The sequence below is a fragment of the Kitasatospora sp. NPDC029367 genome (genome assembly GCF_055569135.1).
This window is the reverse complement of the sequence record NZ_JBVHYH010000058.1, coordinates 1-12332: the sequence shown is the minus strand read 5'-3', so window position 1 is coordinate 12332 and position 12332 is coordinate 1. Positions and strand designations below refer to the sequence as shown.

7 protein-coding genes are annotated in these 12332 nt (G+C 73.5%); 4 read left to right on the top strand and 3 right to left on the bottom strand.

All coding sequences use genetic code 11. The features are described 5' to 3' along the window. Positions 1 to 420: ROK family protein (locus ACZ4W5_RS26975; protein ID WP_465657438.1), on the top strand; the 420-nt coding region annotated here is incomplete at its 5' end. Positions 421 to 442: 22 nt separating this feature from the next. On the opposite strand, the gene ACZ4W5_RS26970 is transcribed toward ACZ4W5_RS26975, so the two are convergent. Next, complete coding sequence (locus tag ACZ4W5_RS26970; protein WP_465657436.1) at positions 443 to 2446, bottom strand: beta-galactosidase trimerization domain-containing protein; 2004 nt, start codon at positions 2444 to 2446, stop codon at positions 443 to 445. Between the two features lie 197 nt (positions 2447 to 2643). Here ACZ4W5_RS26970 and ACZ4W5_RS26965 point away from each other — a divergent pair, with 197 nt between their 5' ends. Continuing rightward, positions 2644 to 3618: an alpha/beta hydrolase fold domain-containing protein gene (locus ACZ4W5_RS26965; protein ID WP_465657434.1), complete on the top strand. Its 975-nt coding sequence runs from the start codon at positions 2644 to 2646 to the stop codon at positions 3616 to 3618. A gap of 262 nt (positions 3619 to 3880) precedes the next feature. Next, a complete protein-coding gene (locus ACZ4W5_RS26960) occupies positions 3881 to 4924 on the top strand; it encodes a LacI family DNA-binding transcriptional regulator (protein ID WP_402479905.1) in 1044 nt (347 codons plus the stop codon). 232 nt (positions 4925 to 5156) lie between these two features. On the opposite strand, the gene ACZ4W5_RS26955 is transcribed toward ACZ4W5_RS26960, so the two are convergent. Both ACZ4W5_RS26955 and ACZ4W5_RS26950 read right to left on the bottom strand, forming a co-directional pair. After that, positions 5157 to 6719, bottom strand: coding sequence for a cellulase family glycosylhydrolase (locus ACZ4W5_RS26955; protein WP_465657433.1), 1563 nt, complete (start codon positions 6717 to 6719; stop codon positions 5157 to 5159). A gap of 72 nt (positions 6720 to 6791) precedes the next feature. Then, positions 6792 to 8792 carry a glycoside hydrolase family 6 protein gene (locus tag ACZ4W5_RS26950; RefSeq protein ID WP_465657431.1) on the bottom strand — a complete coding sequence of 667 codons (2001 nt, stop codon included), beginning with the start codon at positions 8790 to 8792 and terminating at the stop codon, positions 6792 to 6794. 441 nt (positions 8793 to 9233) lie between these two features. Here ACZ4W5_RS26950 and ACZ4W5_RS26945 point away from each other — a divergent pair, with 441 nt between their 5' ends. Next, a complete protein-coding gene (locus tag ACZ4W5_RS26945; RefSeq protein WP_465657429.1) occupies positions 9234 to 12215 on the top strand; it encodes a glycoside hydrolase family 48 protein in 2982 nt (993 codons plus the stop codon). Positions 12216 to 12332: the final 117 nt, after the last annotated feature.

Genomic DNA, 12332 nt, shown 5'->3' with positions numbered 1-12332 from the left:
TCCCCGCCCCCCCCGCCCCCCCCCCCCCCCCCCCTCCCCCCGCCCCCCCCCCCCCCCCCCCCCCCCGACGGCGCGGGCACCGGCGACCCGGTCGCGCTGCTCGCCGAACGGGCGGCGGCCGGGCACCCGCCGACCCTGGCGGCGCTGGAGCGCGCGGGCCGCGCCCTCGGCCTGGCCCTCACCTCCGCCGTCGACCTCATCGACCCGGACCGCCTCGTCCTCGGCGGCGCCTACGCCGAACTCGCCGGATGGCTGCTGCCCGCCGTCCGCGCCGAGCTGGCCGAGCGCGTCACCGTACGGCCCTGGGCCGAGGAGGCGCTGCGCCCGGCCGCCCTGGGGCGGCGCGGGCCCCTGCTCGGCGCGGCGCTGACGACGGTCCGGCGCATCATGGCCGATCCCACGCTGCTCCCCACCGCCTGACCAGGAGCCCGCGCGGCACGGGTCAGTCGTGCTCGACCACGACCATCGCGTGCCCGTCCGCGGTGGTGACCCGCACGTGGACGTACCCGCCGTCGTGTTCCCAGGCGAGCTCCTGCCCGGCGGGCTGCAGCCGCACCGAGCGCGGCGCCGCGGCGAGCCGGAGGGAGACGGGCACGTCGACCAGCGGGAACGGGTCGTGCACCAGGTCCAGTTCGGGGGTCTCCCGGGACGGGACGAAGCTGGTCAGGTGCACCACCGTGGCGGTGTCGGTCCGTACCACGGTGGTCTCCAGGTGGACCGGCCCGCCCGCGCGGACCAGCGGGTCCGGCAGGAGCCGGTCCAGGGCGGCGCCGAGCAGCCGGCGGTACGGTTCCAGGCCGTGGTCGTGGAACGCCTCCAGCAGCGGGACGGCCACCGCGGCCACCCCGCCGCCGACGGCGAGGGCCACCTCCTCGGTCGGGTCGGCCGGCGGTGTGTAGGAGTGGCCGCAGAAGCGGTCCCAGGAGCGCGGGAAGTACGGCGCGACGACCCGGGCCAGCACCTCGGCGCCGGGCATCGCGCGGGCGGTCAGCCGGGAGCCGTGGCTGATCACCGGGAAGTCCTCCGGGACACCGGGGACGCCCTCGCAGGCGAGGAACACCTCACCGGCCGGGGCCGGGGCCAGGTCCTCCACCGGGAGGCCGGGCAGGGCGGGCTCCGTGCCGCCCCGCAGCAGCGCGGGCCCGACCAGCACCACCGCCCCGCCGGCCCGGCGGTACGCGGCCAGACGCTCGGAGAGGTCGTCGTCGACGGGGGTGCTCTCCGGCACCACGACGGCCCGGTACCCGGCCAGGTCGGCCGTCGGCGGGACGACGTCGAACTGGACCCGCAGCTGCTGGAGCGCCCGGACGGCGCCGATGTTGCTCGCGCCGGGGCGGTCCCCCAGGCCGGGGTCGACGACCAGGGCGACCTCGCTGACGACCCGTCCGCCCTCGACGAACGGCTCGCACCGCGCGATGTGGCCGTAGACCGAGCCGATCAGCTCGTACACGGCCGGGGCCGGCACGCCCCGCGGATGCAGCACGTCGCCCACGCCGCTGGTCAGGCCGTGGCTCAGCATCTGGCTGTTCTCGTAGAGCAGCGCCGCCCGTGGCTTGAGGGCGGCGTTGTCGCCCCAGCTCTCGTGGAAGCGCCCGGTGTGGCTGAGGGTCGGCATCCCCAGCGGGCGGACGAAGCGGGCCACGTACGGGAGGAAGGCGTAGCCCCAGCCTCCGGTGGGCAGGCCCTCGATCTCGACGTGCCGCAGGAACTGCCGCTCCTTCGGCAGCCCGGTCTTGGGGCGGCCGTTGTAGTAGACGCCCTGGACGGCCTCCGGCGGCAGGGCCTTCTCCACCATCGCGGTGTAGCGGGCCATGTAGCGGTGGGCCACCAGGTCCGCGTAGCGCATGCGGTGGTCGGCGTCGGCCGGGTCCAGGCCCTCCCTGCGCATCCCGTCGACGGCCCAGCGGCTCAGGCTCGGCTGGCTCCAGCACATGTCGACGAAGATCCCGTCGACGGGGGCGAAGCGCCGCAGCACCTCGTCCAACTGGTCGGCGAAGTAGTCGGCGTAGGGGCTGGACATATCGAGGATGTTCCAGCCCGCCTGGAGGGCGGAAGGGGTCCAGCGGGCGATCTTGAGGTTCTCGTCGTGGGCGACCCACTCGGGGTGCTCGCGGGCCGCGTACTCGTCGACCTGGAGGGACAGGTAGATCGGTGCTCGGATGCCGGCCGCGTGCAGGGCGTCGACCTGTTCGGCGAGCAGCTCCAGGTCGGGGGAGAGGCCGGGGTGGCGCTCGGGACGGTCGGTCCCGTAGTAGAGGTGGCCGTGGTGGCACTTGGCGAAGACGGTGACGCTGTCGACATGGGCGTCGCGGAAGGGCTGCGCGAAGGTCGCCGGGTCGAAGTCCCGGCCGACGTCGGGGACATCGGGGCCGGTGTGGAAGTCCAGGTGTACGGTGCGCCGGGGGAAGCGAGCAGGGTTGAGAGCGTTCACATGTCCCTGGGTCATGGGATGGATTTATAGGAGCCAGGTGTGGCAGAGTCCAGGGGTTTTGCAGAATGAGGCTCAAAATCCATGACGGAGAAGGGGACTTGGGCCGGGCTCCGGCCTCTCGCCGTGGGTCGCGTCCTCCCGTTCCTCTCTCGGACATGGGATCTCTCGCCAGCTCGGCGCCGAGCCGCTGACCCCATCTCTGGAGCGCCCTCATGCCCCTCGATCCCTTCCTCGCCGACAAGGTGCACCTCCTCGACGGCCTCGACTGGCCGCAGGTCCAGAGCGACCCGCAGGCCGCGGCGCGGCTGGGGGAGTACCTCCGCGATCCCGGCGAGTGGACCGCCCCGGACGTCTCGGTGGAGGACCGCACGGTGCCGGGCCCCCACGGGCGGATCCCGATCCGGATCTACACCCCCGCCACCGAGCCCGGCCGCGCGCTGCTGTGGCTGCACGGGGGCGGGTTCCAGGGCGGCGACCTCGACATGCCCGAAGCGCACCAGGTGTCCGCCGAACTCTCCGCCCGGGCAAGCGCGTTGGTGGTGTCGGTCGACTACCGCCTGGCCGTGGACGGTACGCACTACCCGGTCCCCGTCGACGACGCCCACGCCGCATGGCGCTGGCTCGGCGAAACCCTGCGGCTGCGCTCCGGCCCGTCCGGTCCGGTCGCCCTCGGCGGCGCGAGCGCGGGCGCCGCTATCGCCCTGTCCACGGCGATCCGGCTCCGCGACCTGGGCCAACGCCGCCCGGACGCCCTGCTGCTCGCCTATCCCTTCGCGCACTTCCCGAACCCGGCGCTGGACGCGGACACCCGGGTCGCGATGGAGGCGCTTCCGCCGCTCCTGCGGTTCACCACCGAGGGGATCGAGTCCATGGTGCGGAACTACGTGGGGCGTCTGAGCGACCTGCCCCCGTCGGCGATGCCCGGAGCCGCGGACCTGCGCGGCCTTCCCGCGACCGGCATCGTCCTCGCCCAGTACGACGACCTGAGGCCCTCGGGCGAACTGCTCGAACGGCAGCTGGGCGAGGTCGGCGTCGGCGTACGGTCCTACCTGGCCGCCGGCATGACACACGGTCATCTCAACCGCGGCCCCTCCCTCGAGGAGGTCGACCGCTCGCTCGACTTCCTCGCCGCCGTGCTCGCCGACGGCGCCGCGGCCCCGGCGGAGCACCCCACCCATAAGGGATGAATGCCCCACCATCGGCCTCACGTAGCAGGCTCCCGGTAGGCCCTCCCCGGCACGCTTCCCCAGTGGCCCCTGCCCGGATCTGGCCGTCGGACCGGTTCTGCGGCTACCGTGAAGGCAGCATGGGAGCGCTCCCAAGACGCCAGCCGGGAGGGTGCGGTCCGGCGCGGTAATGTGTCGAGGGGGTGGCGCCGGCCGAGCGGGGCTCGCGCCGGAACCCCCGGGGAGCTCGGGCGGACCGGGCAGAACAGGACGGGACGTCAGAATGAACGACAGCGCGGGGCGACCCGCCGGCGGACCGGCCGCCCGGCCGACCCTGGAGGAGGTCGCCGCGCTGGCCGGGGTCGGCCGGGGCACGGCCTCCCGGGTGATCAACGGATCGCCGCGGGTCAGCGAGAAGGCGCGCACGGCGGTGGAGCGGGCCGTGGCGGAGCTGGGGTACGTGCCCAACCGGGCGGCCCGCGCGCTGGCGACCTCGCGCACCGACGCGATCGCCCTGGTGGTGCCGGAGGCGGAGACGCGGCTGTTCTCGGAGCCGTACTTCGCCGACATCATCAGCGGGGTCTCCGCCGAACTCTCCTCCACCCAGCTCCAGTTGCTCCTGGTCCTGGTGCGCGACCAGCGCGAGCACGAGCGCCTGTCTGCCTACCTGCGGGCCGACCGGGTGGACGGCGTGCTGCTGGTCGCCGTGCACCAGGACGACCCCCTGCCGGTCATGCTGGAGGAGCTCGGCATCCCCGCCGTACTCGCCGGCCGCCGCGGCGAGCACGAGCCGCTCAGCTACGTGGCGGCCGACAACGCGGGCGGCGCCCGGATGGCCGTGCGCCACCTGCTGCGCCGCGGCTGCCGCCGGATCGCGACCGTCACCGGCCCGCTGGACATGGAGGGCGCGCAGGCCCGCCTCGCGGGGTACCGGGCGGCGCTCGCCGAGAGCGAGGCCGGGACGCTGCCGGAACTCGTCGCGGTGGCCGACTTCACCGAGAGCGGGGGCCGCGCCGCGATGGCCGAACTCCTGGAGCGCGAGCCCGGGGTGGACGCGGTCTTCTGCGCCTCGGACGTCCTGGCCGCGGGGGCCCTGCAGGCGCTCAGGGCGGCGGGCCGCCGGGTGCCGCAGGACGTCGCGGTGGTCGGCTTCGACGACTCGATCGTGGCCCGGCACACCGATCCGCCGCTGACCACCGTGCGGCAGCCGACCCAGGAGATGGGGCGGGCGATGGTCCGCCAACTGCTGGAGCAGATCGCCGAACCGGGCAGGGCGCGGCGCCAGCTGGTCATGGCGACCGAGCTGGTGGTGCGCGACTCGGCCTGAACGGGAACAGCCTGGTGGGGGGGGGGGGGGGGGGGGGGGGGGGGGGGGGGGGGGGGGGGGGGGGGGTGTTTGGCCTAGGGGGGGGGTCGGGGTCACTGTTGGGCGGTGGTGATGGGTTTGGTAGGCCCCACTGCACCGGAAAGCAACCCCCCTTTCCCCCCCCCCCCCCCCCCCCCCCCCCCACCGGGGAGATCGGGCCGGTTCAGCCTCCGGCCGAGGTGGGCGGGCCGGTTCAGCCCCCGGCGGCGAGGTGGGCCCGGTAGCCCGCCCCGTACGCAGTCGGGGTGCCGTCGTAGGCCGAGATCAGCGAGGGGCCGTTGGAGCAGTCCCAGGTGTTCCAGGTCCACGCCAGGTAGGAGATCCCGTGCCGGTCCAGCCAGGGCAGCAGGGTGTCCAGGTAGCCGGACGCGCAGTCGTTCTCGCCCAGCTCCCCCGCGACCACCGGGACGGTCGCCGCCACCGGGGCCACCTGGGCGTCCCAACAGCTCGACGAGGCACAGGCGTTGAAGTTGTACGAGTGCCAGGAGGCGGCCAGCTGGTGCAGCGGGTCCGACGGCCGGTGGGTGAGCCACTGGGTGAGGTCGTTGGCGTACTCGATCCCGCCGAGCATCAGGACGTTGTCCGCGCCGGTGCCGCGTACGGCGTCCACCAGGGACTGCATCCCGGCCACCGGGTAGCCGATGCCCGGGCAGGTGCCGCCGTCCCGCCAGCAGGCCCAGCCGCTGTCCGTGCCGCCGGTGGCGCGGGAGGGGTAGGGCTCGTTGAACAGGTCGAAGACGGTGGCGCCGTCCCCCTTGAAGGCGGTGGCCACCGAGCGCCAGAACGGGACGGCGTTGGCGGCGTCCGGCATGGGCTTCTGGCAGGTGGCGGTCGCGGTGGAGCAGGCCGAGGAGTTGCCGGTGTAGACGCCGTCGGTCCAGTGCAGGTCGAGGACGGTGTTCAGCCCGTTGCGGTGCAGCAGCGCCACGTAGGACTTGACCGCCTCGATGTAGGTGCTTCCCGCGTAGGCGGCCGGGACGTTCGGCAGGCCGAGCCAGCAGTCCTCGTTGAGCGGGATGCGGACGGCGGTGACGTGCCAGGCGCGCATCGCGTCGATCGACGCCTGGTCCACGGGCCCGTCGAAGAGGCCCTTGCCCTGGACGCAGGCGAACTCGGCGCCGGAGCGGTTGGCGCCGCGCAGGGTGACGGCGTGCCCGCTCGGGTCCTGGAGCTGGTTGCCCGCCACGTGCAGGGCCGGGGCCGGACCGCCCGGCGCCGGGGTGGTCGGCGGCGGGGACGTCGGCGGTGTGGTCGGCGGTGTGCTGGGTGGTGTGGTCGGCGGTGTGGTCGGAGGGCCGGACGGACCACCGCAGACGGTGCCGTTGAGGGTGAAGGTGGTGGGGGCGGTGTTGGTGCCGGTGTAGGTGAAGTTGGCGCTGGTGGTGTAGGTGGCGCCGGGGTTGATGGTGGGGGCGTAGCTGGGGTTGGTGGCGGTGACGGTGTGGCCGGTCTGGGTCCAGGTGCCGTTCCAGCCGTTGGTGAGGGTCTGGGTGCCGGTGTAGTCGTAGCTGAGGGTCCAGCCGTTGACGGGGGTGGTGCCGGTGTCGGTGATGGCGAGGTTGGCGGTGAATCCGCTGCCCCAGTCGTTGGCGGTGTAGCTGACGCCGCAGGACACCCCGGCGGTGGCGGCGTTGGTGGCACCGGGCGGTAGCAGCAGGGCGCCGGCCAGCGCGCCGGCGGCGACGGCCGCCGTCGCGAACAGGGAGGCGTGCGGGCGGTGAGGGGCACGGGAGGCGCGTACGGCTCGGGCAATCATGGGGCGGCTCCGGTGGAAGCCGGGCCGGCCGGCGGGTGGGACCGGCCGGCCCGGGTGGGGGAGGGGTGCGGGTCAGCCCGCGGTGCAGCTGAGGGTCGGAGCGGTGTTGGCGCCCGAGTAGCTGCCCTGGAATCCGAAGCCGGTGCTGCCGCCGGCCGCGATGGTGCCGTTGTAGCCCGCGTTGACGGCGGAGACGGCGGCGCCGCTCTGGGTCACGGTGGCGTTCCAGCCGTTGGTCACCTGCTGGTTGCCCGGCCAGGTCCAGGTGACCTTCCAGGACGTGGTGGGCGTGCTGCCGGTGTTGGTCACCGTGACGTTGGCACCGAAGCCGGAGCCCCAGTCGTTGGCCACGGAATAGCTCGCGGTGCAGCCGCTGCCGGTCCCGCCGCCGGTGCTCGCGGTGGTGGCGGTGACGGCCGCGGAGACCGGTGAGGTGTTGCCGGCGGCGTCGAAGGCGTCGACGGTGTAGCGGTAGGCGGTGGCGGGCGACAGGCCGGTGTCGGAGTAGGTGGTGCCGGTGCTGGTGCCCACCTTGGCGCCGTCGCGGTAGACGTGGTAGCCGACGACGCCGACGTTGTCGGTGGCGGCCGTCCAGGAGAGCGAGGCGCCGGTCGCGGTGGTGCCGGTGACGGTCAGCCCGGCCGGGGTGCTCGGCGCGGTGGTGTCACCGCCGCCGGTGGAGGCGCCGAGGGACGGGTAGGCGTTCTGCACCAGCTGCCGGAACTGGGCGCCGAACCACTGGCCGGCCTTGACGTTGTCGCCGGGGAAGGAGTTGGTCGGGTAGGTGTTGCCGTTGCCGTCGCTCTGCGTCCCGGCCGGGTCGCAGTGCGGGTCGCCGTGCGGGTGCGTCGCCGAGGGGTAGTCGCCGTCCGACTCGCCCGGCGGCTTCACCCACAGGAAGGCGATGATCGGGCTGGCCGACCCGAAGGGCTGCGCCTGCGGACGGGCGCCGATGCCCGCGCCGTAGACGTTGCACCAGTTGCCCCGGAAGACGCGCTGGTCCACCTTGTTGGCGGCGACGTAGCCGTCGACCGTGGTCGGCGTGCTGTTGACCCCGGTGGGCCGGGCGCTGCCGCCCCAGCCGTTGCGCGAGGTGTCCACCAGGAAGCCGACGGTGCTCGGGAAGCCGTTGGAGACCATGGTCGAGTACATCTGGCTGGCGTAGTTGTACTCGTCGAAGTCCGGGTTCCACTGGTAGAAGTTGGCGGACCTCAGCGGCTGCCCGCCGACCTGGAGGTTCTGGTCCGGCAGGTACGGCTCGTTGAGCGGGGTGTAGTTGGCGGTGTTGCTGATGAAGCCGTCCACGCTGGCGAATCCGCCGGTGGTGGCCTTGGCGACCTTGGCGTACTCCTGGCCCGCCGGGACCATGTTGGTGGGCCAGCCGAGCCAGCCCGAGTGGCCGATGTCCAGGTAGTTGTAGACGTTGCCGATCGGGTGCAGCTTGTTCAGCGCGTACTCGATGCCGGCCTCGTAGAGCGGGGTCGCGGTGGCGCAGGCCGGCTTGTTCTGGTTGGTGACGGCGTTCGGCAGCGAGTCCGGCTCGATGATCGCGGCGATCCGCAGCGAGGCGTACTTCGGGTCGGCGAGGACGGCCGCGATCGGGTCGATGTACTGGCTCTGGTACGTCGCCAGGCCGGCGGCGGTGGCGGGGAGTTCGCCGTTGGAGGCGATGGCGGCGCAGTCCCGGCCGGGCAGGTCGTACACGACGACCTGGAGGACCACGGGGGTGCTGCCGGCGGCGGCCTGGGCGAGGGCCCGGTCGAGGTGGCCGCGCAGGCCGAGCCGGCCGTTGTCGCCGGCGATGGCGCCGATGTGGTCCATCCAGACGGCGGTGGAGTTGTTCGCCACCTGCGCCTCGGCGGCACCCAGCGTGCCGCCGTCGGCGGCGGCCTGGGCGCTGACCTGGGCGGTGTAGTCCGGGTTGAGGTAGCCGGTCGCGCCGACGAACGGGTTGACCGGGCGGGCGGTGGCGGCGTGCGCGGCCTGCGCGCCGGCGACCGGGACGAGGGCGGAGACGCCGAGCGCGGTCGCGACGGCCGCTGTTCGGAGTCGGCGGAGGGCGGTGAGTGGCACGGTCGGGTCCCTTCGGGTGGGGTGGTGGGCCCGGGGGGTGGGTGCCGGGTCGGACGCTGCGGTCGGGGTCCGGGGCGCCCGGGCCTGCAGCCGGGACGGAGCGTGTGATGGGAGCGCTTCCATATTCCGGCAGACGGCTTTCGCCGCTGCCTGAGTCACATGAAGCCAGGCCGTAGCTGGCCCGTCAAGAGCTCTGACGCGCAGGCCCGAGGGTGAAATGGGCGCGCTCCCACGGGATTTGGCAGGGCCGTGAAACTTTCCCGCCGACGCCCCGACCCGGGTACGGACGTCCCCGCTGGTCGGCGGCGGGGTGGCGGACGGGGGCCGGACCGGGCGGCGCGCGGCGGGGTTTGCCGGGCCGTTCACTCGCGGAACCCTGCGCCACGCGGGGCCGGAGGACGCCGGCCCCTGCTTCCTCCCACCCGATCCGGAGGCCCGTGCATGCCACGCAAGACCCTGCGCTCCCGCGCGCCCGTACCCACCGTCGCCGCACTCAGCGCCCTCGCCCTGGCGGCGGCGACCAGCGGCGCGCTCACCGCCCCGGCGTCCGCCGCCACCGCCGGGGTGTCCTGCGGCGTCAGCTACACCGCCAACGACTGGGGCAGCGGATTCACCGCCAACCTCGCCATCACCGACACCGGCACCACCCCCGTCAACGGCTGGACCCTCAGCTACGACTACACCGGCACCCAGACCCTCACCAACGGCTGGAACGGCACCTGGACCCAGACCGGCCACACCGTCACCGCCACCAACCCCAGCTACGCCCCCACCATCAACCCCGGCACCACCTACACCACCAGCGCCAACTTCACCTACACCGGCACCAACACCGCCCCCACCACCTTCACCCTCAACGGCACCGTCTGCCGCGGGCCGAACCAGCCGCCGACGGTCTCGCTCACCTCCCCGGCGGCGGGCACGACCTTCACCCCCGGCTCGACCGTGCCGCTCGCGGCGACCGCCGCGGACGCGGACGGCACCGTGGCCAAGGTGGACTTCTACGCCAGCACCGGCCCCGGCGACAACAAACCGGTCGGCACCGCCACCACCGCGCCCTACACGCTGAACTGGGCGAACGTGCCGGCCGGCGACTACTCGCTGACCGCCGTCGCGACCGACAACCTGGGCGCGACCACCACCTCGGCCCCGGTCGCGGTCAAGGTGTCCGGACCGAGCCTGCTGGTCAACCCGAGCACCCTGGCGGTCCAGCAGGGCTCCAACGGCACCTTCACGGTGGCCCTCTCCCAGGCCCCGGCCGCCCCCGTCACGGTGACGGTGACCCGCTCCGGCGCCGACACCGACCTGTCGGTCACCTCGGGCGGAAGCCTCACCTTCACCCCGGCCAACTGGAACACCCCGCAGACGGTGACCGTCGCGGCCGGTACGGACGCCACCCAGGCGGGCGGCACCGCCACCTTCACCGCGACCGCCACCGGCTACGGCTCGTCGGCTGTCGCCGTCACCGAGGCGGCGAAGAGCTCGGGGTACGACCAGTACTTCCTCGACCTCTACAGCAAGATGAAGAACCCGGCGAACGGCTACTTCAGCCCGCTCGGCATCCCGTACCACTCGGTGGAGACGCTGATGGTCGAGGCGCCCGACTACGGCCACGAGACCACGTCGGAGACCTACAGCTACTGGCTCTGGCTGGAGGCCGACTACGGCCGGGTGACCGGCGACTGGACCGGGTTCAACAACGCCTGGACCAGCCTGGAGACGTACATGATCCCCGGGCACGCCGACCAGCCCGGCCAGGGCACCTACAACCCGTCCAAGCCGGCCACCTACGGCCCGGAGAAGGCCCAGCCGGACCAGTACCCGGTGAAGCTGAACTCCTCCGTCCCGGTCGGCACGGACCCGCTGGCCGGTGAACTCTCCACCGCCTACGGCAGCCCGGACGTGTACGCGCCCGCCTGGATCATGGACACCGACAACAAGTACGGCTTCGGCCGCTGCGAGGACGGCACCACCAAGCCGAGCCTGATCAACACCTACCAGCGCGGCCCGCAGGAGTCGGTCTGGGAGACCGTCCCGCAGCCCGACTGCGACGTGCTGAAGTACGGCGCCTCCGGCTCGGGCTTCCTCAGCCTCTTCAACGACGGCGGCGGGAACTACTCCAAGCAGTACAAGTACACCGACGCGCCGGACGCGGACGCCCGCCTGGTCCAGGTCGCCTACTGGGCCCGGACCTTCGCCACGGCGCAGAACAGGAGCGCGGCGATCAGCGGCACCGTCGCCAAGGCGTCCAAGCTCGGGGACTTCCTGCGCTACTCGCTCTACGACAAGTACTTCAAGCGCGCCGGCAACTGCAACGGGTCGAGCACCTGCCCGGCCGGCACCGGCAAGGCCGACGAGCAACTCGGCCTGCTGACCTGGTACTTCGCCTGGGGTGGCGACACCGGCGGGTCCTGGTCCTGGCGGATCTCCGGCTCGGCCGCGCACCAGGGCTACCAGAACCCGATGGCGGCCTGGGCACTGTCCACCGACCCGGCGCTCACGCCCAAGTCGCCCAGCGCGGCGGCGGACTGGTCCGGCAGCCTGGACAAGCAGCTCCAGTTCTACCAGTGGCTGCAGTCCACCGAGGGCGGGATCGCGGGCGGCGCCACCAACAGCTGGGGCGGGAACTACGGCGACGACGGCGCGCCGCCGGCCGGCAACCCGACGTTCTACGGCCTCGCCTACGACTGGCAGCCGGAGTACCACGACCCGCCCAGCAACCAGTGGTTCGGCTTCCAGACCTGGTCGATGGAGCGGGTGGCCGAGTACTACTACGCCACCGGCGACGCCAGGGCCAAGGGCGTGCTGGCCAAGTGGGTCCCGTGGGCGATCTCGGTCAGCAAGGCGGACCCGGCCACCGGCACCCTGACCACGCCCGACGTCCTCACCTGGACCGGCGCTCCGGACACCTGGAACGCCACCGCACCGGGTGCCAACACCGGCCTGCACGTGAAGGCCACCGGCGCGCTCACCGACCTCGGGGTGGCCGGCTCGCTGGCCAAGACCCTCTCCTACTACGCGGCGAAGGCCGGCGACGGCACCGCGCAGAAGTTCGCCCAGAACATCCTGGACATCATCCACGCCAAGTACGCCGACCCGCTCGGCTACTCGGCCCCGGAGACCCGCACCGACTACAGCCGCTTCACCCAGGCGTACGACCCCGCCACCCACCAGGGGGTCTACATCCCGCCGGGCTGGAGCGGGACGTACCCGGACGGCACGAAGCTCAGCTCGGCCAGCAACACCTTCCTGTCCATCCGGCCCTGGTACACCGGCGACCCGCAGTGGTCGAAGGTCCAGTCCTACCTGAACGGCGGCCCGGCGCCGGTGTTCAACTACCACCGGTTCTGGGCCGAGGCGGACATCGCCACGGCGTTCGACACCTTCGCCCAGCTCTTCCCGACGGTGAACCCGGGCGGCTGACGCCCGCACCCGCACCGCAGTGGGGGGGGGGGGGGGGGGGGGGGGGGGGGGGGGGGGGGGGGGGGGGGGGGGGGGGAGGGGGGGGGGGAGGGTGGGGGGGGGGGGGGGAGGGGGGGA